The 25,789-nt window shown below is 67.6% G+C and carries 19 protein-coding genes; 13 read left to right on the top strand and 6 right to left on the bottom strand.

Features of this window, described 5'->3' with window-relative positions:
- Positions 1 to 5: 5 nt before the first annotated feature.
- From KW835_RS01320 to KW835_RS01310, 3 genes are all read left to right on the top strand, one after another.
- Positions 6 to 701, top strand: coding sequence for a GntR family transcriptional regulator (locus KW835_RS01320; RefSeq protein ID WP_218380475.1), 696 nt, complete (start codon positions 6 to 8; stop codon positions 699 to 701).
- Positions 702 to 979: 278 nt separating this feature from the next.
- The gene (locus KW835_RS01315; RefSeq protein WP_218380474.1) at positions 980 to 2,275 is read left to right on the top strand and encodes a urate hydroxylase PuuD; all 1,296 of its coding nucleotides are present in this window, start codon (positions 980 to 982) and stop codon (positions 2,273 to 2,275) included.
- A 154-nt stretch (positions 2,276 to 2,429) separates the two neighbouring features.
- Positions 2,430 to 2,915: a type II secretion system protein GspG gene (locus KW835_RS01310; RefSeq protein ID WP_218380473.1), complete on the top strand. Its 486-nt coding sequence runs from the start codon at positions 2,430 to 2,432 to the stop codon at positions 2,913 to 2,915.
- 83 nt (positions 2,916 to 2,998) lie between these two features.
- Here the strand turns inward: KW835_RS01310 and KW835_RS01305 are convergent, their stop codons facing one another.
- Complete coding sequence (locus KW835_RS01305) at positions 2,999 to 4,873, bottom strand: phosphodiesterase (protein ID WP_255593180.1); 1,875 nt, start codon at positions 4,871 to 4,873, stop codon at positions 2,999 to 3,001.
- 228 nt (positions 4,874 to 5,101) lie between these two features.
- Between KW835_RS01305 and KW835_RS01300 the strand changes: the two genes are divergently transcribed.
- The 3 genes from KW835_RS01300 to KW835_RS01290 all read left to right on the top strand — a co-directional run bounded on the left by KW835_RS01300 (position 5,102) and on the right by KW835_RS01290 (position 9,318).
- On the top strand, positions 5,102 to 5,725 hold the full coding sequence (locus tag KW835_RS01300) for a Crp/Fnr family transcriptional regulator (RefSeq protein WP_218380472.1): 624 nt from the start codon (positions 5,102 to 5,104) through the stop codon (positions 5,723 to 5,725).
- A gap of 418 nt (positions 5,726 to 6,143) precedes the next feature.
- Positions 6,144 to 8,252 (top strand): diguanylate cyclase domain-containing protein, encoded by a 2,109-nt coding sequence (locus KW835_RS01295; protein WP_218380471.1) that lies wholly within the window; start codon positions 6,144 to 6,146, stop codon positions 8,250 to 8,252.
- 139 nt (positions 8,253 to 8,391) lie between these two features.
- The gene (locus tag KW835_RS01290) at positions 8,392 to 9,318 is read left to right on the top strand and encodes a LysR substrate-binding domain-containing protein (RefSeq protein WP_218380470.1); all 927 of its coding nucleotides are present in this window, start codon (positions 8,392 to 8,394) and stop codon (positions 9,316 to 9,318) included.
- A gap of 42 nt (positions 9,319 to 9,360) precedes the next feature.
- Here the strand turns inward: KW835_RS01290 and KW835_RS01285 are convergent, their stop codons facing one another.
- Complete coding sequence (locus KW835_RS01285) at positions 9,361 to 10,575, bottom strand: D-amino acid dehydrogenase (RefSeq protein ID WP_218380469.1); 1,215 nt, start codon at positions 10,573 to 10,575, stop codon at positions 9,361 to 9,363.
- Positions 10,576 to 10,995: 420 nt separating this feature from the next.
- Here KW835_RS01285 and KW835_RS01280 point away from each other — a divergent pair, with 420 nt between their 5' ends.
- Together KW835_RS01280 and KW835_RS01275 are read left to right on the top strand one after the other, a co-directional pair.
- Positions 10,996 to 11,889, top strand: a complete 894-nt coding sequence (locus KW835_RS01280; protein ID WP_218380468.1) for a transporter substrate-binding domain-containing protein — start codon at positions 10,996 to 10,998, stop codon at positions 11,887 to 11,889.
- 23 nt (positions 11,890 to 11,912) lie between these two features.
- Positions 11,913 to 12,716, top strand: a complete 804-nt coding sequence (locus KW835_RS01275; protein WP_218380467.1) for an aspartate/glutamate racemase family protein — start codon at positions 11,913 to 11,915, stop codon at positions 12,714 to 12,716.
- Positions 12,717 to 12,737: 21 nt separating this feature from the next.
- Here KW835_RS01275 and KW835_RS01270 read toward each other — a convergent pair whose 3' ends face one another.
- Positions 12,738 to 14,768, bottom strand: coding sequence for a GGDEF domain-containing protein (locus tag KW835_RS01270; protein WP_218380466.1), 2,031 nt, complete (start codon positions 14,766 to 14,768; stop codon positions 12,738 to 12,740).
- Between the two features lie 280 nt (positions 14,769 to 15,048).
- Here KW835_RS01270 and KW835_RS01265 point away from each other — a divergent pair, with 280 nt between their 5' ends.
- Positions 15,049 to 15,945 (top strand): dienelactone hydrolase family protein, encoded by an 897-nt coding sequence (locus KW835_RS01265; protein ID WP_218380465.1) that lies wholly within the window; start codon positions 15,049 to 15,051, stop codon positions 15,943 to 15,945.
- Positions 15,946 to 16,126: 181 nt separating this feature from the next.
- Positions 16,127 to 16,978, top strand: a complete 852-nt coding sequence (locus tag KW835_RS01260) for a ZIP family metal transporter (RefSeq protein ID WP_218380464.1) — start codon at positions 16,127 to 16,129, stop codon at positions 16,976 to 16,978.
- A 320-nt stretch (positions 16,979 to 17,298) separates the two neighbouring features.
- Here the strand turns inward: KW835_RS01260 and KW835_RS01255 are convergent, their stop codons facing one another.
- The gene (locus KW835_RS01255; protein ID WP_218380463.1) at positions 17,299 to 18,060 is read right to left on the bottom strand and encodes a LytTR family DNA-binding domain-containing protein; all 762 of its coding nucleotides are present in this window, start codon (positions 18,058 to 18,060) and stop codon (positions 17,299 to 17,301) included.
- Positions 18,057 to 19,325: a sensor histidine kinase gene (locus tag KW835_RS01250; protein ID WP_218380462.1), complete on the bottom strand. Its 1,269-nt coding sequence runs from the start codon at positions 19,323 to 19,325 to the stop codon at positions 18,057 to 18,059. The genes KW835_RS01255 and KW835_RS01250 overlap by 4 nt, the downstream gene beginning before the upstream one ends.
- Positions 19,326 to 19,376: 51 nt before the next feature.
- Between KW835_RS01250 and argH the strand changes: the two genes are divergently transcribed.
- From argH to KW835_RS01235, 3 genes are all read left to right on the top strand, one after another.
- Positions 19,377 to 20,849: an argininosuccinate lyase gene (gene argH / locus KW835_RS01245; protein WP_218380461.1), complete on the top strand. Its 1,473-nt coding sequence runs from the start codon at positions 19,377 to 19,379 to the stop codon at positions 20,847 to 20,849.
- A gap of 49 nt (positions 20,850 to 20,898) precedes the next feature.
- The gene (locus KW835_RS01240) at positions 20,899 to 21,891 is read left to right on the top strand and encodes a Bug family tripartite tricarboxylate transporter substrate binding protein (protein ID WP_218380460.1); all 993 of its coding nucleotides are present in this window, start codon (positions 20,899 to 20,901) and stop codon (positions 21,889 to 21,891) included.
- Between the two features lie 83 nt (positions 21,892 to 21,974).
- The gene (locus tag KW835_RS01235) at positions 21,975 to 23,456 is read left to right on the top strand and encodes a diguanylate cyclase domain-containing protein (RefSeq protein WP_218380459.1); all 1,482 of its coding nucleotides are present in this window, start codon (positions 21,975 to 21,977) and stop codon (positions 23,454 to 23,456) included.
- A 12-nt stretch (positions 23,457 to 23,468) separates the two neighbouring features.
- On the opposite strand, the gene KW835_RS01230 is transcribed toward KW835_RS01235, so the two are convergent.
- Entirely contained in the window at positions 23,469 to 25,595 is a 2,127-nt protein-coding gene (locus KW835_RS01230; RefSeq protein WP_218380458.1) for a catalase, read from the bottom strand.
- Between the last annotated feature and the right edge of the window lie 194 nt (positions 25,596 to 25,789).

The following is a 25,789-nucleotide window of genomic DNA, read 5'->3' as shown; positions in this document are numbered from 1 at the left end:
TTCCGATGTCTTTGACCCGCAAAATCAAGCTGGATCGCTCGCGCCTGGCCGCCCCCCAGGTGCTGGAAACGCTGCGCCATGCCATCCTGTCGCTGGAGCTGGCGCCTGGCGCGGTACTGGTGCGCAGCGAGCTGGCCCAGCAGTTCGGCGTGAGCCAGACACCCGTGCGCGAAGCGCTGCTGCGGCTGGAAGAAGAAGGGCTGGTGGATGTGTTCCCCCAGCACGCCACGCTGGTCTCGCGCATCGACGTGGCGGCAGCGCGCGAGGCGCACTTCCTGCGCCGCTCCATCGAGCTGGAAATCCTGCACAAACTGGCCAGCGAGGCGCCGCCGGGCCTGCTGGCGCTGCTGGAGGCGCAGATCGCCCTGCAGGCGTCGCTCGCGGCCGCACAGCGCTATGGCGACTTCGTGGATGCCGACAGGCGCTTTCACCAGCTCATGTACGAGGCGGCCGGCGTGCCCGGTCTGTGGCAGCTGGTGGAGCGCTCGTCGGGCCATGTGGACCGCCTGCGCCGCCTGCACCTGCCCACGGCGGGCAAGACCGAAGCCATTCTGGCGGACCACCGCGCCATCGTGTCTGCCATCGGCCAGGGCGACGCCGCGCGCGCCCAGCAGGCCGCGCGCGACCACCTGTCGGGCACGCTGAGTGCCGTCGATGCCATCTGCGCACAATACCCAGACTACATCGCGGTGGAGCGCTGACCCGCCGCCTGCCCGCCATCCTCGGGACAACCCTGGGTTTGCCTGCTGGCTTCGGACGCGGAAAGTGCATACACTTCGTGTCCACAAACAGTGGTCGCAGCGGTGCCCCGGCATGCCAATTGCATGCCAAGGTGCGCGACCTCCTGGAACGTGCTGGCGATGCTTTCGGCTCCGAAAGAATCACCAGCCTGTTCTGTCTGCTCAGAGCGCCCGCAGTGGTGAGCAGGTTGCACACCGGCGGCGCGCCCTGCGCCGCCAAAGTTGATTGAGAGATTTCCATGGAAAGCTACTTTCTCGACTGGGCCAACCTGCTGCTGCGCTGGGTCCACGTCATCACAGCCATCGCCTGGATCGGCTCGTCGTTCTACTTCGTCTTTCTGGACAGCAGCCTCACGCCGCCCGAGGACGAAGATCTGAAGAAGCAGGGCGTCTCCGGCGAGCTCTGGGCCGTGCACGGCGGCGGGTTCTACCACCCGGTCAAGTTCAACGTATCGCCCCCCAAGCTGCCCGGCCACCTGCACTGGTTCTTCTGGGAAAGCTACAGCACCTGGATCAGCGGTTTTGCGCTGTTCACGGTGTCCTACCTGTACAGCGCCAGCACCTATCTCATCGACAAGTCGCGCATGGACTGGGCGCCCGCCACGGCCATCGTGGTGGCGCTGGCGTTCTTTGTCGTGTTCTGGCTGCTGTACGACGCGATCTGCCGCATCTTCGGCCAAAAGAAGAACGGCGACGCCATCGTGGGCGCGCTGGTGTTCGGGCTGGTCTGCATCGCATCGTGGCTGGCCTGCCACTGGTTCGCGGGCCGTGCGGCCTTCCTGCTGGTGGGCGCGATGATCGCCACCGCCATGAGCGCCAACGTGTTCTTCTGGATCATCCCCGGCCAGCGCACGGTGATCCGCCAGATCCGCACCGGCCAGGACGTGGACCCCATCCACGGCAAGCGCGGCAAGCAGCGCAGCGTGCACAACACGTACTTCACGCTGCCGGTGCTGTTTGCGATGCTGAGCAACCACTACAGCTTTACCTGGAGCCACCCGCAGAACTGGCTGGTGCTGATCCTCATGATGTTCGCCGGCGCCGCCATCCGCCAGTTCTTCGTGGCGCGCCACGGCTACAAGCTGGGCCGCAACGGCAACCCGCTGCCGTACGCGCTGGTGGGGGTGGTGGTCATCCTGGGCGTGATTGCGTGGATGCGGCCTGCGCCGGTGGTGGTGCCCGCTGCTACGCCCGCAGCATCTGCAGCGCCTGTTGCCGGAACCGCCGCAGCGGCAGGGTCTGCTCCTGTTTCAGTAGCTGCTGGCGCAGCTGCAACGAGCGCTAGCGGCCAAAATGAGTATGCATCGCTGCAGCCCGTGCTGGCCCAGCGCTGCTACATGTGCCACGGCGAGCAGGTGCAGATGAAGAACCTGCGCCTGGATGCGCCCGCCAGCGTCAAGCAGCACGCGCAGGCCATCTACCAGCAGGTGGTCGTGCAAAAGCTGATGCCGATGAACAATGCCACGGGTATGACGGACGCGGAGAGGGCGCTGGTCAAGCGGTGGTTCGAGGCGGGGGCGGTGACGGGGCAGTAAGGTTTTGGCGTGGGGCTTGAGGCGCAAGCAGACAACTGCGGTGAGTGCGGATCGGCTCTATGGGAATGCTTTTCGGATCCCTCCCCCGCTGTCTCGTGAGCACAGACTACGAAAGAGCCATGGTCGGATGGAGCGTCTCTTACATTGGGCGTGCATGATCCGACATCTGCGTATTCGCACGCTCTCATACAGCCTGGCACTCGCGGCACTGCCCGGGGCCGCGCTTCCAACAACACAAGTGGTCTATGTAGTGGCCTCTGAGGTGGAGTCTTTGCAGCAACTCGTGCAGCTCTATGAGCATGATTTCAAGGAGCTTCCTCTCTCCCTGGACGAGCTGTTTAGGCCGTACTTAAATTCTCCGCCAAAGGATCGCTGGGGAAACAACTTTGTATACAAAGTGACAGGAGATCAGCCCGGATACTTGCTGTATTCCAAGGGAAGGAATGGCATGGATGAAAACGGGGGCGGGGACGACATAACGGGCTGGAAAAAGCGCTACACGTGCAATGACTATGGGGTGAACTGCGGCCCTTCCCTTGGCGTGCTGAGCATGATTGCTAGCTTGGCGTTGCTGGCTGTCTCATTCCCATTTTTACGCGCGCTCCGCCGCAAGATGAAGCGTGGCACCACGCTGCCCTGAGCGGTGAAGTGCCGAGTTCAGTTCACGCGCAACTTCCAAGTGTGGGCCTAGACATTCCACACCGGTTTCTTTGTGCCAAGCACCTACGCCACCAGCACCTTCAGCGCACGACTGATTGCAAGGTTGCTCAAAGCCAGGTCACCCGCTGCACCGTGCAGCACCACCCCGCAGCATGACTGCTTGGCCTCGTGCTTGGCCACTGCCGCCAGATTAGCCACCTCTTCCGCATGCCGAAACCGCCCCGGCATGATCCGCACCGCGCCGATCGACAGCGTGGTGCACGCAAAGAAGCGCTGCACCCCGTGCCGGTCCTCGGCCCCGATGCCGCCCGCCTTGCGCGCCGCGTCGTCGAACAGGGTGAGCGCCTCGCGCGCAAATTCATCCACGATGTTTTTGCAGCGCTGCAGCCAGTTGCTGCTCTGAAAAATCAGCATGAAATCATCCCCGCCCACATGCCCCACGAAGTCGCGCCGCGCGTCGCAGTGCGCCGTGGCCAGGCGGGCCACCAGGCGGATCATCTGGTCGCCGCGCCAGTAGCCGTAGTGGTCGTTGAAGGGCTTAAAGTTGTTCAGGTCCGCGTAGCAGGCGACGAACTCGGTGCCGGCGTCCAGCAGGCGCTGCATGTGCAGGCTGATGGGGATGTTTCCGGGCAAGAAGGTGAGTGGGTTGGCATGGCGTGCGGCTTCGATGCGGGTCTCGGTCACGGCGCGCACCAGCTGGTCGCCGGTGCCCAGGCCCAGATACCGGCCGTTGTCGGTCACGATGTAGCCGTCGCTCAGGTAGCGCTGGTCCTGCGATGTGAGGATGCCCACGAGCTGGTCCACATCGCAGTCCAGCTCCACCACGCGCGGTGACGGGTTGGCGAACGCCAGGCAGGGCTTGCGCCCGTGCACCTCGCGGAAGTACAGCGTGGCGTAGTGGTTCATGAACTGCTGGCGGTTGATGAGCGCCACCGGTGTCGTGCCGTCCACCACGGCCAGCGCGTGCAGGTCAGTGCGGTCCTGGAAGATGGCCGCCACGGAGTCGTTGCTGGTGGCTGGTGCCGCCGTGGGGGCCTGCACCACCAAAAGACTGCGCAGCACGCCCGGGCGTGCGGCCTGGCCCAGGTGCGGCAACACGGCCACGCGCCGGTCCTGCATAGCATCCCGCGCGGGCCCCTCGACCGCGCGCCGCGGGGTGGCCTGCGGGCGGCCCAGCAGCCAGCCCTGGCCGTAGGGGATGTCCAGGTCGCGCAGCGCGCGCAGGTCGTCGCGGGTCTCGATGCCTTCGGCGATCAGCGTGGTGCCGAACACGTCGGCGATGCCCTTGATGGCCTGCAGCACCTGCAGGTTCTCGGGGTGGTCGCTGATGTCGTGGATGAAGTACTTGTCGATCTTCACGAAGTCGGGCTTGACCTCGGACCACAGGCGCAGGCTGGAGCGGCCGTCGCCGAAGTCGTCCAGCGCCATGCGCGCGCCGCAGGCGTGCACGGCCTGGATGGCTTCGCGCAGCAGCGGCATGTCGCTCACGCGTTCGTGCTCGGTGATCTCCAGCACCAGCATGCGTGCGCTCACGCCCAGGCTGCGCACCATCTCGCCCAGCCGCCCGGCGCCGATCAGGGCCACTCCGTGTACCAGCGCGTCGGCGCTGATGTTGACGAACAGGCGTCCCGGCGCACCCAGCGTGCCCCACTGCTCCAGGGCCGTGAAGACGCACAGCAGCTCGAAGTCCTGCAGGATGCCTTCGCGCTGTGCCATCGCCAGAAGCACGTCGGGTGTGTGCATGTTGGATCCGGCGGGGCCACGGATCAGCGCCTCGTGGGCATATATCTCGCCTTCGCGCAGGTCGGCCAGCGGCTGGAAGACGCATTGCAGCCCTCCACCTTGCATGAGGGCAGACAAGGGCCCGGCGCCATTGCGCGCCGCGCGCGAGAGCAGCCCCATCATTGCCGCCAGCCGGCTTGCCTTCAAGTTCTGCATTGCGTTGGTCACCTTGAGCTAGGCACTGAAGATACCGGGGGCCCGTGACAGACTGGTTACAAGCTGTCACGAATTCGACGTGATCGGGATGCGGACCGCACGCGGGTACGGGTCGCTGCGGCGGGGTGTGTCATTTCGCGCAAATCCTTGCGCGGCGCGGGTTATGCCGTGGTGTGGCTTTGATCTGTCTCAATGCCCGGATGCTGCCCCCAGGGCACAGTCGGCTGCATGCTGCGCTCTACCCATTTCTCACTGCCCGCCACCACCGAGGTGATTGCCGCCGGTGAGGTGCTGCGCAGACGCAACGAAGTGCTCACCTCGGTGCTGCACCTGGAAACCGGCCGCGTGCTGCGTGGTGTGCTCGACGATGGCTTCCTGCGCCACCAGCTCGGGGCGGTGGAAGGGCCGTTCTGGCTCGATGCCGCGTCTGCGCTGCTGGGGCTTCCGTTTCCCGTGGACATGGTGGCCGACACCCGCCTGCAGGTACGCCGCCTGCCCATCGAGGAGTTCCGGCGCAGCCTGTCCGACATGCCCGCTGGCGCCCGGGGCCTGTTGCTGGACATGGCCCAGGGCTACCGCCAGCAGTCCGAACTGGCCGTGAGCCGCCTGGCGCAGGACGCCGAATCGCGCTGCGCCCAGTGGCTGCTCAAGCATGCGCAGCCCGACCACAGCGGCGCGATGCAGGTCACGCTGCACCTGCGCAAGCGCCTGATCGCCGCGCAACTGGGTATCGCCCCAGAGACATTCTCGCGGGTGCTGCGCCACCTGCGGGAGTTGGGCTTGGTGCACGGCACCGGCAACGTGCTGAATCTTCCGCACCCCCGGGCCCTCCAATCCATGGCCGGCTGCTGACCTGATCGAGCCACGTTGGGCGTCGCATTGCAGTGTCATTGCGATGCCATTGAGGTCGCCCTAGAGCACCGCCCTTCACGCCCCCATACCAGTCCACCGGGGACCGTCCTCCTCCGGGGGGAGTGAAGCGCCATTGATATCGCGATAGCGGGCACCGCCCTTCGCACAAGCACGCCCCCATACCGGTGCACCCGTGGATCTGGCTTAGCCAGTCCACCGGGTGCGTCCCCCTCCGGGGGAAGCCGCGCAGCGGCTTAGGGGGCTTCCAATGAGGGTTTTTCCCCAGGTTTGACCGAGGGTTCCACCCAAGCCCCGGGGTACGGTGGCTGCGTATATTCGTTGGCAAAGGTCCGGTTCAGCCAGACGAATCCATGCCCAACGCCACCCGCCCATTTGGCATTTCCCGCACGGAGTGCCCATGACACCGCCGAACCACCCTGCGCAGCACCCAGAGGCGCCGGGCTGGTTCGTGCCCGGTTCGCTGGTGCTCAAGCTCGTGCTGGTGGCGGTGCTGGCTGTCGCGCTGTCAGGTGCCGTCGCCGCGTGGCTGGTCACCCGCGCCTCGGGCCAGGAGGCCATGCGCCGCGTGGTGGCCCAGCAGACAGATGAGGTCGAGGTCGTCGCGCGGCTTCTGGCCAGCAAGATCGAGCAGAGCCAGAAAGTGCTGCGCACCGTGGCGGCCGGCATCACGCCGGGCATGCTGGAGTCCCCTTCCACGCTGGAGTGGCTGCTGCAGCAGGGCCTGCCCGCCGTGCAGTTCTTTGATGCCATGCAGGTCGCACGCTCCAACGGCGAGCTGCGCATGAACCTGCGCGGCGGGCGGCTGGAGCAGGCTGCAGACCTGGATCCGGCCGAGCGCGACGCCTTGCGCCGTACGCTGGTGGACGGCAAGCCGCTGGTCTCGGAACTGGTCGCTGCGCGCACCAGCGATGCGCGGGTGATGTTCACCATGCCTTTGCACCGCGAGGATGGTTCGGTGCTGGGCGTCGTGGCCGGCGCGCTGCGCCTGCAGTCGCAGGGGCTGCTGCCCCCGTCGATGACGCTGCCGGCACGCGATGGATCGCGGCTCATCGTCTTCACCCGTGACGGCACCATCCTGTCGCACACCGATCCCGCGCGCATCCTGGGCAAGGTGCATGACGAAGCGGGCCTCGCGCCCGTGTACGGCCGCTGGCTGGACCAGGCCCAGCCCGTGGCCGGGCGGGGCGCCACACACCTGGAGGCGGGGCACATCGTCAGCATGGCCGGCATGCCCTTGCCGCAGTGGATCGTCGCGCGGGTCAGCCCTTCGCAGGCGCTGCTCGCACCGCTGCAAGGTGCTCAGCGTGAAGCCTGGTGGCTCGCTGCCGCGAGCATGGCACTGTGCATGCTCCTGGTGGCGTCGGCCATGGTCTGGATGGCGCAGCCTCTGTCGCATCTGCGGCACAGCGCGCTGCAGATGCTTCGGCGCGATGTACGTCAGCCGCTCCCTCAGCCGCACGACATCGCCTGGCCGAAAGCGGGCGGCGAGGTGGGCGACTTGGTGCAGGTCTTCCAGGGCCTGGCCCAGCAAGGCAGCCGCGAGCAGTTGCACAAGGCCACGCTGGACGGTCAGTTCCAGGCCGTGCTGGACAACGCGTCGGTGGGCATCGTCATAACGCGCCACGGCATCCTCGAGGTGGTGGGCCGCCAGGCCTGCCTGATGCTGGGTTACACGGCGGGAGAACTGCAGGGTCGTCCCGCACGCGCGCTGTATGCGAGCGATGCGGAATACGAGCGCATCGGCGACCGCGTGCAGGCCGAGTTTGCAGCGCATGGCGCGTTCGACGGCGATGTATGCTTCATGCGCAAGGACGGCAGTCCCGTGTGGGCACGCGTTCAGGGCCGTGGGGTGCAGCCTGACGAGATGGCGGGCGGCACCGTGTGGATCCTCGAAGACATCACTGCCGCGCGCGAGGCCCAGGCCCAGCACGACTGGGAACGTGCCCACGACGCGCTGACCCAGCTCTACAACCGCAATGCCTTCGACGAGCGTCTGGGCACGCTGCTGGCCGAACGCTCGGCCCGCCCGCGCGAGCCCGATGCCGGCGGCGACATGCCAGGCGATGGCGTGGTGCTCTTCCTGGACCTGGACCATTTCACGGTGGTCAACGATATCGCCGGGCACGATGCCGGGGACGACGTTCTGCGCCACGTGGCCCGGCTGCTGGAGTCGCAGGTGCGGCAGGTGGGGTGGGCTGCGCGCCTGGGGGGCGACGAGTTCGCCGTGGTGCTGCCGGGCTGCGCGCTGGCCCGTGGGCAGGCTGTGGCAGAGCAATTGCGCGCTTCCGTGCAGGCGTGGGAACCAGCCTACCAGGGACGCAGTTTCACGCTGGGCGTCAGCATCGGACTGGTGGTGCTCGACGCCAGCTTGCAGGATGTGCCTTCGGTACTGTATGCGGCGGACATGGCCTGCTACGACGCCAAGCGGGCAGGCCGCAACCGGGTCGAGACGCGGTACGCGCGCCAGGCGACAGCCTCGGGGAGGATGGCCCTGGGGCCTGTTTGATGGGTACGTTGCCTTGATGGGCCTGGCTGTCGGGTTGGGGCTACGCTCACGGCCTGCGAGCCGCAGCAGGCAATGTCACCTGGCATCAATGGGATGATCGGGGATTGCGCAACCGGCCCGTTCCTTGCATCGTCACCCCATGCGCCTTCGCCACATTGAAGTCTTCAACGCCGTCATGCTCACCGGCAGCGTGAGCGCTGCGGCGCGCCTTATCAACGTCACCCAGCCGGCCGTCAGCCGCATCCTGGCCCACGCGGAACTGCAGCTGGGTTTTGCGCTGTTCAACCGCACCAAGGGCCGCCTGGTTCCGACCACCGAGGCACAGACGCTGTACCCGCACATCGAGCGGTTGTTCACCCAGCTCGACGACGTCCAACGTCTGGCCAACAGCCTCAAAAGCGACCGGCGGGAGGGCGAGCTGCACATCCTGAGCGTGCTGGCCCTGAGCTACGAAGTGCTTCCGCGCGCACTGCGGTTCTTTCGCCAGGCGCATCCGGATGTGGTGATCACCATCGACGCACTGCATTCGCCGCAGATCGTGTCGGCCCTGGTGCTGCAGGAGGCCGACGTGGGCTTTGTGTTCAGTGCGGTCGCGCACCCCTCGCTCACGCAGGAGCATCTGGCCGATGGGCGCATGCTCTGCGTGGCGCCCAAGGGCATGCTGGATGCGCCGCTGGTGGCATCTGGCTCCGTGCACCTGGCCGATCTGGCGCACGCGCCTGTCGTGCGGCTGGATGTGCGCGACCCCATTGGCACGGTGGTCAACCATGCGTGCCGCGAAGCGGGAGTGGGACTGAAGACGGCCATCACCGTGCAGACCTACCACGCAGCGCTGGCGCTGGCGCACCACGGACATGCGGTGGCGGTGGTGGATGCATGCACTGCCGCATCGGCGGACCGCAGCAAGGTCGATGTACTCGCGCTGGCGCCTCACATCGCCGTGCCCATCAAGTCGCTGCGCACCGTGAACCGGCCCAGCTCGCTGCTGGCCAGCGCCATGACGCGCTGCATGCGCCAGGCGGTGGCGGAGACGATGGAATCCGTGGGGTTGTCTGTGGCCGAATAGGCACCCGGCAGGCGCATTGCGGAGCCGCGCTGCGCGCAATGATCAGTCCGGCGCGAGCAGCTGCGCGACCTGGGCGGCCGTACCGAAGGCCAGCGTGAATCCCAGTGCCCCGTGCCCCGTGTTGATCAGCAGGTTGTCAGGGGCGCCGGCATGCGCTCCCGTCATCGGTACGCCGGTGGGCGTGGCAGGCCGCATTCCGGTCCACGGGCGCAGCGTGCCGAAGTCGCCGCAACCCGGAAAGATGGCGCTCGTGGCCTGGCACAAACTCCGGATGCGCGCTGGCGGAATGCTGTCGTCGTGCCCTACCAGTTCCGCCATTCCGGCCACGCGCAGGCGATCGCCGATGCGCGCGAAAACCACCTTGCGTGCAGCATCGGTCACGCTGACGCGCGGCGCTATGCCGGGCGCACCTGCCGTGTCCAGCGTGATGCTGTAACCCTTGAGCGGGTAGATGGGCAAGCGAAAGCCCAGCATCCGGGCGGCCCGGTGACTGGCGCTGCCCAGGGCCAGTACAAACTGCTGCGCTTCGATGTCGCCCGCGCTGGTGCGTGCCGCGACAATGCGCCGCCCCTCGCGCAAGAATCCTTGCACCTTCGCGCCCAGCACAAAGCGCACGCCGCGCGCTGTCAATAGCCGCTGCAGGCCCTGGCAGACCTTGAGGCAGTCGGCCGCGCATTCGCTGGGTGTGTGGATGGCACCCACGATGTGGCCCTGGTAGTGGGCGAGTGCAGGCTCCAGCTCGATGCACCGGGCTGCGGAAACGGCCTCCTGCGGGCCACCCCAGGGCTGCTGCAAGTCCATCTGGCGGCGTGCGGCGCTCAGGCCGGCGGGCGTGTCGTACAGCACCAGCTTGCCCGTGGTCGAGAAATCGCAGTCCAGCGCTTCGGTCTGCAGCATGGCCTCGAAATGGTGGCGGCTCAGCGCGGCCAACGCGAGCAGCCGCCGCGTGCTGCGTTCGGATGTGGACCGATTGCAGGCCCGCAGGAACTCCACACCCCAGCGCCACTGTTGCGTGTCCCACTGCGGGCGCAGCTTGAGGGGGGACCGGGGCGACAGCAGCAGTTTGGGCAATTGGCGCCAGATGCCGGCGTCCGCCAGGGGCTGCACGTAGCTGTAGCTCAGTTGCGCGCCGTTGCCGCCGCTGGCGCCAGCGCCGGGCAAGGCCTGGTCGATCACGGTCACTGTCATGCCGCGCCGCTGAAGTTCATACGCGGTGGCCAGGCCGACGATGCCTGCGCCGAGAACACATACCTGCATGTTGTGGACTAGTGGAGGGATAAAGGGATGAGCGATGGCGGCAAGGATGGAAGGACGCGCTGATCGTTGAAGCGCACTGTAGGGCGGGGCGACGCGCCTGGACAATGCCAATGCCGTGGCCGGCCATGCCGGGAAGTTATGTGCGCGGTACCGATGCCCAGTGCGGGCCTGCAAAGCGGCCGGTGCGTGCGGCGGAAAGAGGGCACGGAGATGGTGCGGCGGCACGCACCAGCTGGCGGCATAACTTTTGATCATGGCCTACCCGTGCAAATGAATTGTTCAAATGCGACGCAAGTTCCTACAGTGCCCCTGCGTTCCGGCATTTTTCACCGTCACCGATTGGCCGCACTCGACTCGCCGGGCCTCTCGTTTGCGCCGCGACCATCTGTTCGTCCCTCTGCATTGCACAAAAGGATTTCCATGAAGCTCTCTGCCACCACCTTCGCCGCTATCGTCGCTGCCACCGGCCTGCTGGCCAGCACAGTGGCTGAGGCCGATACCCTCAAGAAGGTTGCCGATTCGGGCAAGATCACCGTTGCCTACCGCGAGTCTTCGGTGCCCTTCAGCTACCTGGCGGGCCCCGGGGCGCCCGTGGGCTTTGCGGTGGACATCACCAACGCGGTGGTCGATGCGGTCAAGAAGCGGGTGAACAACCCTGCGCTCAAGGTGGAGCTGCAGGCCGTCACTTCGCAGAACCGCATACCGCTGCTGCAAAACGGCACCATCGACCTGGAGTGCGGCTCCACCACCAACAACAGCGTGCGCGGCAAGGACGTGCAGTTCGCCATCAACTACTTCTATACCGGCACGCGCCTGCTTGCCAAGAAGTCGTCAGGCGTGAAGAACTATGCCGACCTGGCCAGGAAGAAGGTGGCCAGCACCTCAGGCACCACCAACGCGCAGGTGATCCGCAAGTACAGCCGCGACAACAATCTGGACATGGACATCGTGCTGGGCAAGGACCACGACGACGCCGTGCTGCTGGTGGACAGCGGCCGCGCCGAGGCTTTCGCCATGGATGACATCCTGTTGTTCGGCCTGATGGGCAATGTGCGCAACCCCGCCGACTGGACGGTGGTGGGGGACTCGCTGCAGGTCGAGCCGTATGCCTGCATGCTGCGAAAGGACGACCCGCAGTTCCAGGCGCTGGTCAACGGCGTGATCGGCGGGATGATGAAGTCGGGCGATTTCGACAAGCTCTACACCAAGTGGTTCAACTCGCCCGTGCCACCGCGCAACCAGAACCTGGGCCTGCCGATGAGCAAGGAGCTGCGCGACAACCTGGCTGCGCAGAGCGACAAGCCCGCCATCTGATGAACGGTCCGGGGAGCACGCGCATGCCACTGTCCGCAAGCCGCAACCCCCTGCCACAGGTGGTGGGGATCCTGGGGGGCATGGGCCCCGCCGCAGGGGCCGATTTTGTGCGCCTGTTCGTGCAGGCCTGCACCGATCGCATGGAGGCCCTGGGCATCCCGGTCCATGACCAGGCCTACCCGGAGCACTGGCTCGCGCAGGTGCCCATTCCGGACCGCACGGCAGCACTGAACGATTTGCGCGAGGGCGGGCACCAGCCAGCCGAGCCCTTGCTGCAGGCCACCGGCCGCCTGGCCGCGCTGGGTGCCCGCGTGGTGGCCATTGCCTGCAACACGGCGCACGCCTGGCACGGCCTGCTGCAGCAGCGCTTTCCGCAGATGGTGGTGCTGCACGGCGTGCAGGAGGTGGTGGCAAGCCTGGCCGCCCGCCAGGTGCAGGGTGTGGGCCTTCTGGCTACACGGGGCGCCTACGACGCGGGCCTGTACCAGCGCGAGCTGGCGCGCTGCGGCATCGAGTGCCACGTGCCCGCGCCCGGTGAGCAGGACGCGCTGATGCAGGGCATCTACGACGGCGTCAAGGCGGGCAACTATGCCCTGGCGCGCGACCGTTTCGAGTCCGTGTCGCGTGCGCTGCAGCGGCGCCACGGCGTGTCCACACTCATCATGGGTTGCACCGAGATTCCGCTGGCACTGAGCCAAAGCCCGCGCCTGGATACCGTGGCGTTGGTCAACCCATCGCTGGTGCTGGCCAGCGCGCTGGCGCGGCATGCGTACCAGGGAGTGGCAGTGCCCGTGCCTATGGCGCAGCCTGCAGACCACAGCGCATGAGCCGTCTGCGGGCCGATCCGCTCAAGTTCCCGTCGGACTGTTCGCCGCAGTGAGAGGGGCTGGGGCCGCCAGTGGCGGTGCTGCAAATGTTTCCAGCCGGTTGCGCCCGCCCCGCTTGGCGCGGTACAGCGCGGCGTCTGCGGCTTGCACCAGGGTGTCCGGCCTCGCATCTGGATGGGGCACCAGGCTGGCAATGCCGATGCTCAGCGTGAGCATGGCCGCCGTCGGAGAGCGGGGGTGGGGCAGGGCGCAGGCGCGCAGGCTGTCCATGCAGCGCTGGGCCACGGTGACGGCATCGGGCAGCAGGGTGTCGGGCAGCAGCAGCACGAACTCTTCGCCACCGTAGCGCGCGGCCACCTCGTCGGCGCGCCGGATGGTGGCCTGCAGCAGCTGGGCCACGCGCCGCAGGCATTCGTCGCCCGCAAGGTGGCCGTAATGGTCGTTGTAGCGCTTGAAGTGGTCGATGTCGATCATCACGACCGCCAACGGCGACTGGTGCCGGCCGCACCGAAGCCATTCGGTGGCCAGCCGTTCGTCGAAGCGGCGCCGGTTGCCGATGCCCGTGACGCCGTCGGTGGTGGACAGCAGGGCGAGCTTTTCGTTGGCGGACTCCAGTGCCTGGCGTTGCTCGATCAGGTCGGTGATGTCCAGGCGCACGGCCACCACGTAGTTCTCGGGGGTGCGGGTTTCGTAGATGTTGATCCAGCGGCCGTCGGCCAGCCGCTGCACCAGCGTGGAGGTGCTGCAGCCGTGCTCGGACAGGCGCTCGGCGATCCAGGCCTCCTCGCGGCCTTGGGCCGACGGGATCAGCCCCCTGTCCACCGAATGCCGCAGGATGTCGGCAAAGTGGCTGCCCAGGTGCTGCGCGTAGTCCATGTGCGGGTACATGCGAGAGAGCTGCTGGTTGTACAGCACCAGCCGGTCCTGCTCATCGAAGATCTCGATGCTCACCGGCAGGGCTTCGACGGCGCGCTCCAGCAGTTGCCGGCTGCGCAGGCTCTCCTGGCGGGCGGCCTCTGCCACCTGGCGCTGCTCGATGAGGTCGGTGATGTCCAGCCGCACGCACACCGTCATGCCTGAGGGCGTGCGGCTTTCGTGCATGTGCATCCAGGTGCCGCCGGGGTAGTGGCGCACCTCGGGGCCGGGGCGGTGACCTCGAATGGCCAGCTCGTGCGCGAGCCACAGTTCCTCCTGTCCCGAGGCTTCTTCGGGAATGCCGTGCCGCAGGCCTTCTCGCAGCAGGTCTTCGTAGGTGCGTCCCAGCATCTGCCGTACCGGCACCTGCGGGCGCATGCGGGCCATGTGCTCGTTGCACAGAACTAGCCGGTCGTTCTCGTCGTAGATCTCCAGGCCCGCCGGCATGGCGTCGACGGCTTCGCGCAGGCTGCGCTCGGCGCGCTCAGCGTCCTGCAGGGCCTGCTTGAGCGCGCGCTCCTTGTGCACGACGTCGGTGATGTCGCTGCGCAGTACGACCACGCCGCCGCCGTCCAGGGGGCGTTCGGTCATCCGCATCCACCGGTCGCCGCGCACCTCCTGCACCTCGGGCCCGGTGGGTGCGCGATGGCGCGCCATGCGGCCGGCCAGCCACGCCGCCATGTCCGGCTGCGCGTCCATGATCTGGCCCGAGCTGGCTGCGCGGCGCAGAACATCTTCGAAGCGGGTGCCGTAGGCCAGAGGCATCTCGGTGCCCGGTGCCACCTCGCGGTAGCGTGTGTTGCACAGCACCAGGCGGTCGTCCGCATCGTAGATGGCCAGGCCGTCGGGCAGGATATCCAGCGTGGCCAGCAACTGCCGGCTGGCCTGCTGCACCCCCTGCTGCGCCGCTTCGGCACGGGCCTGCAGTTGGGCGGCCCGTCGCGCCAGGCGCCAGTTCTGGGCGGACGCCGCCAGCAGCAGGAGGCCCGCCCCCAGCAGCGCCCCTCGAACGGGCGCCTGCAGTGCGTGGCTGGCCAGCGCCCATGCCAGCAAGCCCAACCCCGCCAGAATGCACACGCCGCACGCCACGGCCACCAGCGGTGCCACAGGTTCTTCGCGCGGTGGGGCAGCGGTCATGGTCGGCGGTTCCCAGTTGGCGGTCGAGGGAGAGGTCGCTGGACGATGGGGCCGCTTGCAGTGGGGCACCGGGATGGTGCGATGGCGCGGCGGGATCGCTCAAACGCTGGACAGGTTCGCAGAAAGTGCGGAGCCTGTCATCCATTAATTCCCCCAGAGGCGAGCGTGCGCTGCAGCCGTTGCATAAAGCCCCTAGACTGCAGGGCCGCTCACGGTAACGTGTTCACGATCCGAGAACAGGTTCCTTTTGTCCGCCCATCCTTCACTCCCGGAGAAACCGATGCTCACTGAAGACCTCCATTCCGACGCCCACGCCCTGCTGCCCGGCCGCACCACCGAAGCCGGCGCCACACGCCGCACCGCGCTGCAGGCCGCGCTGGGCCTGGGCTACGCGGCGGCTGCCGCGCCCATCATGGCTCAGACGGCCATCGCCACGCCTGGCGACGGCCTCACGGCCGGCGAGGTGAGCTTCACGGTCAATGGCTTCAAGGTGCCGGCCTACCGCGCGGCACCTGCGGGCAAGACGGGCCTGCCCGTGATCCTGGTCATCCAGGAGATCTTCGGCGTGCACGAGTACATCGCCGACACCTGCCGCCGCTTCGCCAAGGCGGGCTACCTGGCCATTGCGCCGCAGCTCTATGCGCGCCAGGGCGACCCATCGCAATACACCGACATCGCCAAGCTGATGGCCGAAGTCGTCTCCAAGGTGCCCGATGCCCAGGTGATGGCCGACCTGGACGGCGCCGTGGCATGGGCCACGGCCAATGGCGGAGACGGCGCGCGCGTGGGCATCACCGGCTTTTGCTGGGGTGGCCGCATCACCTGGCTGTACGCAGCGCACGGCCCCGTGAAGGCCGGCGTGGCCTGGTATGGCCGGCTGGTGGGCCAGGCGAGCGAACTCACGCCCAAGCACCCGGTGGACATCGCCCCCATCCTCAAGGCGCCGGTGCTCGGTCTGTATGGTGAAAAAGACACCGGCATCCCCCTTGACACGGTTGATAAGATGAAAGCTGCCCTGGCCGGTGGTTCACCGCAGGCCAAGGCCTCGGAGTTCGTGGTGTACCCTGACGCACCCCACGCCTTCCATGCCGACTACCGCCCCAGCTACCGCAAGGAAGCGGCCGAGGACGGCTGGAAGCGGGCGCTGGCCTGGTTCAGCAAGAACGGCGTGGTGTGACCGCGCGGAGCCCGCGCGGCAGAAGGCGTCGAAACCGACGACTCTTCTGCGGCGCAGGCTCTTGGGCCCACCTGCCGCAGCCGAAGCCGCCCCGAGGGGCGGCTTTTTTTGACCCCGCGGCCGGGCACGGACATTTGAACGAAAATATGCGCTGGCGCTGATCCATAAAGCACAAGAAGCTATGACTTTGGTAGCAATCATCCTGGCCACATTGGCCGCAGGCATTGGCAGCGTTTGGCTGGCCGCGTTGTTGATGCGGCTGGGCCTGGGCGGACGCTCGGACAGCGTGGGGCCCCAGCACCTGCTGAGCCTGGCGGCCGGCGCGCTGCTGGCCACGGCCTTCATGCATCTGCTGCCCGAGGCCTTCGAGAGCCAGGCCGGCGCGCACGACCTGTTTGCCACCTTGCTGGTGGGCGTGGTGTTTTTCTTTCTGCTCGACAAGGCCGAGCTCTGGCACCACGGGCACGAGCACAGCCACGGCGCCCACGCCGCCGTGCCGGAGCACCAGCATGGCGGCGTCGAAGCTGCGCACGGGCATGACCACGCGCACTACGACCACCATCACCACCACCATGGCCCGCGCTCGGGCGGTTGGGCTGTGCTGACGGGCGACAGCGTGCATTGCTTTGGCGACGGCATCCTCATCGCGTCAGCCTTCCTGGCCGACATCCGCCTGGGCGTGATCGCCGCCGTGTCGGTGCTGGCGCACGAGGTTCCACACCACATGGGCGACCTCGTGGTGCTGCGCCAGACCAGCCCCAACCGGCGCATGGCGCTGGTCAAGGTGTCCCTGGCAGGCGCGGTGACGGCGCTGGGCGGCGTGGTCGGCTACTTTCTGGTGGGGCAGTTGCAGGACCTGCTGCCGTACTTCCTGGCCGTGGCCTCCAGCAGCTTCGTGTACGTGGCGCTGGCCGACCTGATCCCTCAACTGCAAAAGCGCCTGACCGCGCGCGAAACCGTCGCGCAGATCGCCTGGCTGATCGCGGGCATGGTCATCGTCACGCTCGTGAGCGGCGCGGCGCACGCGCACTGAGGCGGACGCGGGCCGCGCAGCCGGCTGCATGTCCACCTTTGTCGATTTGCTATGGTATTTATAGCTTCTGGCGCAATGCAGACAGGCGGTAGAGGCCAATTTATCTAAAATTTGGCTTCTACACACCTGCGGAACACGTCTGTCAAGCCGCGGTAGGCGTCCATCGGGGGGGGCGGCACAAAGCTCCGTGGCAGTGCCGCCAGTGACCCGTTGCACGATACTGGTGCGCTCCCATGCCAGTGGCACCGTGGATCTGGCTTTGCCAGTCCACCGGTGGCGTCCCCCTTGGGAGAAGTCGCGCAGCGACTCAGGGGGGCTTCTCACCTCGCCAACTCTTCCCGCACGGCGGCCACCTGCCGCCGCGACACCGCCAGCAGTTCGGTCGAGCCCTGCAGGCGCACGGCCCAGCCTTCGCCCTCTTCGGGGTCGTAGTGCTTCTCCAGCGCGCGCACGGCGCGGCGGGCTACCAGGGCGTTGCGGTGGATGCGCAGGAAGCGCGGGGCGAACTTGGTTTCCAGCTCGCTCAAGGCGCCGTCCATGATGTAGCTGCGCGTGGCGGTGCGCACCGTCACGTACTTCTGCTCTGCCTTGAAGTACAGCACCTCGGCCAGCGGCAGGCGCTCGGTGCGGCCGCGGTCCTGGATCAGCAGCGTCTCGCCTTCGGGCGCTCCGGCGGCCGGGCCGGCTGACCCGCCCGCGCGCGCGCTGCGCTGCACCTTGGCCAGGGCCTGCTGAAGGCGCTCTCGGCGCACGGGCTTGGTGAGGTAGTCCACGGCATCCAGCTCGAAAGCGCTCACCGCGTGGTCCATGTGGGCGGTCACGAACACCACGGCGGGCGGGTGGGGCAGGGTATGCAGGGCGTGGGCCAGCGAGAGCCCGTCCTGCCCGGGCATGTGGATGTCCAGCAGCACCACGTCGAAGGCGCGGCCGCCCGTGGGGCCCAGCTGGGCCATGGCCTCGCCGGCATTGGCGGCCTCGGCCACGGTCATGCGCGGGGTAGGCATGCCTTCCGCGCAGTCGGACAGCAAGGTGCGCAGTCGGCTGCGGGCCAGGGTTTCGTCGTCAACGATGAGGATGTTCATGGGCGGTCGTCGGTGGGCAAGGGGGCAGCGGCGGGCACGGCACGGCGCCGTGGCGTTGGTGGCGTGCCCCGATCCGTGCTGCGGGGGCGGCTCCGGTCACGGTTGCGGCCCCGGTTGTCGGGGCGCGGGTCGCGGTGCTCTTCTTCGGGGGCGGGCAGGGTGATGCGCACCTGGTACAGGCCGTCCTGAACCCCCGCGGTGAACTCACCCTGCACATCGTGCAGCAGGGCCAGCCGGGCGCGCACGTTGGCCAAGGCGATGCCGTGCCCTTTGGTGCTGGGCTCATCGCCTTTACCGCTGCGGCCTTCCTTGGGCGGAAGGGTGTTGGTGATGCGCACCACCACGCGGCTGCCGCGCAGTTCGGTCAGCACGCGCAGCCGACCGCCGCGCGCGCTGGGCTCCACGCCGTGCTTGACGGCGTTCTCCACCAGCGGCTGCAGCAGCAGCGGGGGCAGTCGCGCACCATCGGTGCGCGGGTCCAGGTTCCATTGCACCTGCAGCCGCGTGCCAAAGCGCACTTCCTCGATCGCCAGATAGCGCCGCGCCAGGGTGATTTCCTCGGCCAGCGTGACGGACTCACCCTGCTCGACGAGCGCATGGCGAAACAGGTCGGACAGGTCTTCCAGCAGGGACTCGGCCTTGGCGGGCTCTTCGCGCACCAGAGCGATGGCGCTGTTGAGGGTATTGAATAGAAAGTGGGGGCGGATGCGCGACTGCAGCTCGGTCAACCGCGCCGTGGTGGCGGCGGGGGTGCGTCCGCGCGCGCGCAGCACCAGCGCCGCCACCAGGATGGCGGCCAGCAGCGCCCCGGTGGCGGCGCTCGCCGCCCAGGGGGGCGCCGTGGTTTGCGACACCAATGCCAGCATGCCGCAGGCGTAGGCGCCCGCCAGCGCGCCCAGCACCACGCCGGCCACGTACTGCTGCGCGGTGGACAGCCGCTGCAGCAGGGTTTTGAGGCTGCAGGCGGTGATCAGCCACACCAGCGTGGCGGGCAGCGCGCCACCCGTCAGCAGCGCCAGCGTGGCGAGCCACTCCGCCGGCGTGCGCGCGCCATACATGGCGCCCACGCCCACCACCAGCTCCACGAACAGCACCGCACGCAGCACCACGCCCACATGGCAGGCATCGAACACCAGCGCTCGCCGCGGCGGCGCCAGGCTGCCGCGGGCCGTCGCGGGCCCGGGGCGCAGGCCCCGCCCGGCACCGTCCTGAACGTCCGAATCCGGTGGGGAAGGCGGGGTCGATAAAATTTGCGTGTTTTGCATTGCGGCATCCGGGCAGTCCGGGTGTCTGAACTTCCGGATTATTGCCCTCCTATGTCCAAAGCCCAAGCCACCAGCGCCACGCCGTCTGCGCCGTCCCACAACCAGCTCGACACCAAGGCGCAGGCCTGGTCGGCGCTGTTTTCCGAGCCCATGAGCGACCTGGTCAAGCGCTACACCTCCAGCGTGTTCTTCGACAAGCGCCTGTGGCAGGCCGACATCGCGGGCAGTCTGGCGCATGCCGAGATGCTGGCCGCTCAGGGCGTGATCAGCGGCGAGGACCATGCGTCCATCCAGCGCGGCATGGCACAGATCACCTCCGAGATCGAGTCCGGCACCTTCGAATGGAAGCTCGACCTGGAAGACGTGCACCTGAACATCGAGGCCCGCCTCACCCAGCTGGTGGGCGACGCCGGCAAGCGCCTGCACACCGGCCGCAGCCGCAACGACCAGGTGGCCACCGACGTGCGCCTGTGGCTGCGCGGCGAGATCGACCTGATCGGCGATCTGCTCAAGGAACTGCAGATCTCGCTGGTGGATGTGGCCGAGCAGAATGTCGAGGTGATCCTGCCCGGCTTCACCCACCTGCAGGTGGCCCAGCCGGTGAGCTTCGGCCACCACATGCTGGCCTATGTGGAGATGTTCAAGCGCGATGCCGAGCGCATGGCCGACGTGCGCCGCCGTACCAACGTGCTGCCCCTGGGGTCGGCGGCCCTTGCCGGCACCACCTACCCGCTGGACCGCGAGCGCGTGGCCAAATCCCTCGGGATGGACGGCGTGTGCCAGAACAGCCTGGACGCAGTGAGCGACCGCGACTTCGCCATCGAGTTCACAGCCGCCGCCAGCCTGTGCATGGTGCATGTGAGCCGCCTGTCCGAGGAACTCATCATCTGGATGAGCCAGAACTTCGGCTTCATCAAGATCGCCGACCGCTTCACCACGGGCAGCTCGATCATGCCGCAGAAGAAGAACCCCGACGTGCCCGAACTCGCGCGCGGCAAGACCGGCCGCGTGGTCGGCCACCTCATGGGCCTGATCACCCTGATGAAGGGCCAGCCCCTGGCCTATAACAAGGACAACCAGGAAGACAAGGAGCCGCTGTTCGACACGGTGGACACGCTCAAGGACACGCTGCGCATCTTCGCCGAGATGGTGGGCGGCCAGCTGAACCCCGCCACCGGCCTGAAGGAAGGCGGCATCACCGTCAACCCGCAGGCCATGGAGCAGGCCGCGCTCAAGGGCTACGCCACGGCCACCGATCTGGCCGACTACCTGGTGAAGAAGGGCCTGCCTTTCAGGGATGCCCACGAGACGGTGGCCCACGCCGTGAAGGCGGCCCAGTCGCACGCCTGCGATCTGTCCGAGCTGCCATTGACGGTGCTGCAGGGTTTCCACCCGCAGATCGAGAAGGACGTGTACGAGGTGCTCAGCCTGCGTGGCTCGCTGAACGCACGCAACACGCTGGGCGGAACTGCGCCGGCCCAGGTCCGGACTCAGGTGGCCCGCCACCGCGCCCGCCTGGCTTGATTTTTGCGGCTCAGTGATACCCCAACACCTTCGACCCTGGAGTTCTGCCATGACGACGACTTCCCGCCGCAGCCTGCTGTCCCGCCTTTTGCGCACCGGCGCGCTGGCCGGCGTGGCCCTGACCATGGGGCTGGCCTGTGCCCAGACACCCAAGCCGATCCGCCTGCTGGTGGGCTTTCCGCCCGGTGGCGGCACGGACGCCATCGCACGCACGCTGGCCGAGAAGCTCAAGGACGAGCTGGGCCAGCCCGTGGTGGTGGAAAACCGCCCCGGAGCCGGCGGCCAGATCGCCGCGCAGGCGCTCAAGTCTGCGGCGCCGGACGGCACCACACTGTTCCTCACGCACGACCACACCATCTCCATCCTGCCGCAGGTGGTGAAGAACCCGGGCTTCGATCCTGCGCGCGACTTCGTCCCCGTGGGCGGCTTTGCCACCTTCGTGAACGCGTTCGCGGTGTCCGGCGGCACGCCCGCCAAGTCGTTCACGGAATACGTGGCCTGGGTGAAGGCCACCGGCGGCGGCAAGGGTGCTGTGGGCATCCCGGCGCCTGCATCCACGCCCGAATTCCTGGTCAAGCTGCTGGGCCAGAAGTACCAGCTGGACCTGGTCTCGGCACCCTACCGAGGCAGCGCGCCCATGATGGCCGACATGCTGGGCAACCAGATCGGTGCAGGGGTGGCGTCCGTGCAGGACTTCATCGAGAACCACAAGGCCGGCAAGGTGCGCGTGGTCGGTGTGCTGGGCACCAGGCGGCAGGCAGCCATGCCCGATGTGCCCACCTTCGACGAGATGGGCCTCAAGGGCTTTGAAGACCTGCCGTACTACGGCATCTATGCGCCCACGGGCACGCCAACCAAGTTCGTCAACGACTTCTCGGCCGCTCTGGCCAAGGTCGTCGCCATGCCCGACGTGCGCGACCATCTCACCGCCATGGGCCTCACTGTGGGCCACATGACGCCGCAGCAGCTGGGTGCGCGCGAGAAGGCCTATACAGAGGCGTGGACGCGCATCATCAAGACCAGCGGCTTCGTGGCGCAATAACCACCCACCGCGGCCCCGGCAGCCCGTTGCGGCAGCCGGCCATCCAGCCACCGCGGCATTTCACCGCGATCTTCGACACCGCCATGCCACAGCGTCACCTGCCCGCGAACTGGATCCACCACCGGTGGCTGCCCCTGGCCACGGGCCTGTGCAGCAGCGCGCTCGCCGCTCTGCTCGCCTGGGTGGTGATCGACATTGCGCACAATAAGGCGCGCACCGAGATTGCGGCGCAGGCCCAAAGCCACCTGCTGCAGATCCGCGACCGGCTGGACCGCCAGTTGCAAAGCACACTGTCGGTGCCCGAGACCGTGGCTGCATTCGTGGCCGCGCAGGGCAGCATGTCGCCTGAGATCTTCGCCACGGTGGTCGGCCGCCTGCTGGAGCACCAGCGCAACATCCGCAACCTGGCCTTGGCGCCGGACAACGTCATCAGCGATGTCTACCCGCGCCTGGGCAACGAGCGCGCGCTGGGCCTGCGCTACCTGGACAACCCACAGCAGCGCAACGCGGTGGAGCGGGCCATCCAGACCCGGCGCACAGTGGTGGCCGGCCCGATCCCGCTGGTGCAAGGTGGCCTGGGCATCGTGAGCCGCACGCCCGTGTTCCTGGCCGCAGCGCAGGGCCGCGCGCCTGTGGGCGAGCCGCGCTACTGGGGCATCGTTTCGCTCACGGTGAATGCCGACACGCTGTTCGCGGATGTCGGGCTCAATACCGAGCAGATGGGGTTCCAGGTGGCTGCGCGCGGGCTGGATGCGATGGGCGCGCAGGGCGCGGTGTTCATCGGTCGGCCGCAGCTGTTCGACGAGTCGCCTGCCACGCTGGACATTCCGCTGCCCGGCGGCGGCAGCTGGATCCTCGGCGCTGTGCCCGTGGGCGGCTGGAAAGCCGCAGGTCAGGCACCCGCACTGATCGTGGCGCTGTCTTACGCGTTCGCCCTGGTGGTGGGCCTGCTGAGCGCGCGCCTTTTGCGGGCCCACCAGCAGGTACTGGCCCTGGCCACGCACGACCGGCTCACCGGACTGCCCAACCGCCGCCTGTTCGAAGACCGCCTGTCGCAGGCAGTGCTGGCGGCCCAGCGCGACCGCCGCCCGGGCGCGTTGCTGCTGCTGGACCTGGACGGTTTCAAGGCCGTCAATGACGATCTCGGGCACGCCAGCGGCGACCAGGTGCTGGTGCGTGTGGCGCAGCGACTCGCAGGCCTGAGCCGCGCCAGCGACACGGCGGCGCGGCTGGGTGGGGACGAATTCGCCCTGGTGCTCAATGCCGTGGAATCGCCGCAAGCCGCGATGGCTGCCGCCCACCAGGTGCTCGCGGCGCTGGTGGCGCCGATCGGACTGGACAACGGCCAGCACGTGCTGGTGGGTGCGAGCGTCGGAGTCGCGCTCTTTCCGCAGGGGACCGCCGGTGTCGAAGCCCTGCCGGGGCTCATCGATCGCGCGGACCGTGCGCTCTACGCCAGCAAGCGCAGCGGCAAGGGGATTGCCAGCCTGGCGCCCCCGCCGGACGGATCGGAAACTGCCGTGCAGACCGTTGCGCCAGGAGCCGTGACAGCCCCTGGCGGGTAGGCCACCCGCCGTTCAGGCCAGATGGCGCAGCTTCGGCTCGCGGTCCCACTGGCGCGTCTGCGCCGCAGCGATGAAGCCCTGCACATTGGCTGGGTCGAGCACGCCTGCGTCGGGCTCGATGCCGGCCGCATTCAGCAGCGCCTGCGACCCCTTGCCGGCTGCAATCGCCTTGAGATGTCCGAAGGCGTCGCGGAACCAGTCCACCGCTGCAGCCTCGCGCGAGAGCTGCTCGCCCATCTCGGACGTCAGCACTGACGCCACGGCATCGAACACCGTGGACGGCGTGCCCGCGAGCTGGCCATGGGCTGGCAGCAGGGTTCCGTCGCGCATGGTGGCGCCGCCCACGCGGGGCGACACGATCTTGACGGTCGCGCCGACCTTCTCCAGCGCCTTGCGAAGCGTGGTCACGGTGTCGCCGTTGGAACCATCGGCCACCAGAATGCCGATGCATCGGCCCTGCAGAGTGGGCTTCATGCGGTCGATGATGCGCAACTGGGGCGACAGCGGCAGATCGCGCACGGGCTCGGCGGCGGGCGGCGCGGGTGGCACCTTTGGCAGTCCCAGGCCCGCGGCCACGCGTTCAGCCAGCGCCGGGTCCACATGAACCAGATGCCCCACGACCGCCTCGCGCACATGGGGTGTGCCCACCTTGGACAGCTCGAACACCAGTGCTGACGCCATGTGCGCCTGCTCCAGCGGGCTCTGGCTACGGAAGAACATGCGCGCCTGGCTGTAATGGTCGGCAAAGCTCTCAGGACGGATGCGGCCTTTTCCAACGCCGCCGTCATCCACCTGCGCGAAGTGCCGGAACCCCAGCGCCTGCGAGGCGCGCGGCGTATCGGCCTGCAGGCTGCTGGGCTCGTAGTTCACGCGGCCCTTGGGCACCTGCATCTGCATCTGGCCGTCGCGCTGCATGTTGTGGAAGGGGCACTTGGGCGCGTTGATCGGGATCTGCGCGAAGTTGGGCCCGCCCAGGCGCGACAGTTGCGTGTCCAGGTAGGAGAACAGCCGGCCCTGCAACAGCGGATCGTTGCTGAAGTCGATGCCTGGCGGCACGTTGGCGGGGCAGAAAGCCACCTGCTCGGTCTCGGCAAAGAAGTTGTCGGGCCAGCGGTTGAGCACCATGCGGCCGATGACCTGCAGCGGCACCAGTTCTTCGGGCACGAGTTTGGTGGGGTCCAGGTGGTCGAAGGGGAAGTTCTCGGCTTCTTCCTCGGTGAACAGTTGCACGGCCAGCTCCCATTCCGGGAAGTCGCCGGCCTCGATGGCCTCGAACAGGTCGCGGCGGTGAAAGTCGTTGTCTGCGGCCTGCAGCTTCAGCGCCTCGTCCCACACCGTGGACTGGATGCCCAGCTTGGGCCGCCAGTGGAATTTCACGAACGTGCTATCGCCCGCCGCGTTGATCAGGCGGAAGCTGTGCACGCCGAAGCCTTCCATCGTGCGCAGGCTGCGGGGCAGGGTGCGGTCGCTCATCGCCCACATCACCATGTGCAGGGTTTCGGGCATGAGCGAGACGAAGTCCCAGAAGGTATCGTGCGCGCTGGCGGCCTGTGGGAAGGCCCGGTCGGGTTCCATCTTCACCGCGTGGACAAGGTCGGGAAACTTCATCGCGTCCTGGATGAAGAACACCGGGATGTTGTTTCCCACCAGATCCCAGTTGCCTTCCGGCGTGTAGAACTTGACGGCGAAGCCGCGCACGTCACGCGGCGTGTCCACCGAGCCCGCGCCGCCTGCCACTGTGGAAAAGCGCGTGAACACAGGCGTCTGCACGCCTATCTCGGTCAGCACGCGCGCGGTGGTGAAGTCGCGCAGCGAATGCGTCAGCTCGAAGAAGCCGTGCGCACCCGATCCCCGGGCGTGCACGATGCGCTCCGGGATGCGCTCGTGGTCGAAGTGGGTGATCTTCTCGCGAAGGATGAAGTCTTCCAGCAGCGTGGGCCCACGGGGAGACGGACGCAGAGAGTTCTGGTTGTCCGCTACCGGGATGCCTTGCTGGGTGGTCAGCACGGGGTGCTTGCCGCCAGCTTGCTGCTGCAACTCGCCGGCATTTCCGCGGTAAGTGTCGGACTGGGTGGAGGAAGGGTGGCTGGACGGCGATCTCTTGGCTGCCGCGCTGCGCGACGTGGGGGCTCGTGCCATGGGGGCGCTCCTGGTGGATGATGGTGAACAAGACAAACTGCAATCTTTGGCTCCCCGGGCGTGTGCCGAGGTAGGACGCGGCCCTATGGCCCCGTCGTCGTCTACGGCGACATGGCCGTGTGGCCTGGATACGTAAGCGCTTGCAACGCCCTGCAATCCGTAGTGCTGTTTTGTTACGCTTGCCGGTTCTACGC

Source organism: Acidovorax sp. sic0104 (assembly GCF_019219095.1).
GTDB lineage: Bacteria > Pseudomonadota > Gammaproteobacteria > Burkholderiales > Burkholderiaceae_C > Acidovorax.
This window is presented reverse-complemented; position numbering and strand designations above follow the sequence as displayed.

Bases quoted from the DNA above. Each gene is read 5' to 3' on its own strand.
- KW835_RS01320 (WP_218380475.1), top strand. From the start codon at position 6: ATGTCTTTGACCCGCAAAATCAAGCTGGATCGCTCGCGCCTGGCCGCC.
- KW835_RS01315 (WP_218380474.1), top strand. From the start codon at position 980: ATGGAAAGCTACTTTCTCGACTGGGCCAACCTGCTGCTGCGCTGGGTC.
- KW835_RS01310 (WP_218380473.1), top strand. From the start codon at position 2,430: ATGATCCGACATCTGCGTATTCGCACGCTCTCATACAGCCTGGCACTC.
- KW835_RS01305 (WP_255593180.1), bottom strand. From the start codon at position 4,873: ATGCAGAACTTGAAGGCAAGCCGGCTGGCGGCAATGATGGGGCTGCTC.
- KW835_RS01300 (WP_218380472.1), top strand. From the start codon at position 5,102: ATGCTGCGCTCTACCCATTTCTCACTGCCCGCCACCACCGAGGTGATT.
- KW835_RS01295 (WP_218380471.1), top strand. From the start codon at position 6,144: ATGACACCGCCGAACCACCCTGCGCAGCACCCAGAGGCGCCGGGCTGG.
- KW835_RS01290 (WP_218380470.1), top strand. From the start codon at position 8,392: ATGCGCCTTCGCCACATTGAAGTCTTCAACGCCGTCATGCTCACCGGC.
- KW835_RS01285 (WP_218380469.1), bottom strand. From the start codon at position 10,575: ATGCAGGTATGTGTTCTCGGCGCAGGCATCGTCGGCCTGGCCACCGCG.
- KW835_RS01280 (WP_218380468.1), top strand. From the start codon at position 10,996: ATGAAGCTCTCTGCCACCACCTTCGCCGCTATCGTCGCTGCCACCGGC.
- KW835_RS01275 (WP_218380467.1), top strand. From the start codon at position 11,913: ATGCCACTGTCCGCAAGCCGCAACCCCCTGCCACAGGTGGTGGGGATC.
- KW835_RS01270 (WP_218380466.1), bottom strand. From the start codon at position 14,768: ATGACCGCTGCCCCACCGCGCGAAGAACCTGTGGCACCGCTGGTGGCC.
- KW835_RS01265 (WP_218380465.1), top strand. From the start codon at position 15,049: ATGCTCACTGAAGACCTCCATTCCGACGCCCACGCCCTGCTGCCCGGC.
- KW835_RS01260 (WP_218380464.1), top strand. From the start codon at position 16,127: ATGACTTTGGTAGCAATCATCCTGGCCACATTGGCCGCAGGCATTGGC.
- KW835_RS01255 (WP_218380463.1), bottom strand. From the start codon at position 18,060: ATGAACATCCTCATCGTTGACGACGAAACCCTGGCCCGCAGCCGACTG.
- KW835_RS01250 (WP_218380462.1), bottom strand. From the start codon at position 19,325: ATGCAAAACACGCAAATTTTATCGACCCCGCCTTCCCCACCGGATTCG.
- argH (WP_218380461.1), top strand. From the start codon at position 19,377: ATGTCCAAAGCCCAAGCCACCAGCGCCACGCCGTCTGCGCCGTCCCAC.
- KW835_RS01240 (WP_218380460.1), top strand. From the start codon at position 20,899: ATGACGACGACTTCCCGCCGCAGCCTGCTGTCCCGCCTTTTGCGCACC.
- KW835_RS01235 (WP_218380459.1), top strand. From the start codon at position 21,975: ATGCCACAGCGTCACCTGCCCGCGAACTGGATCCACCACCGGTGGCTG.
- KW835_RS01230 (WP_218380458.1), bottom strand. From the start codon at position 25,595: ATGGCACGAGCCCCCACGTCGCGCAGCGCGGCAGCCAAGAGATCGCCG.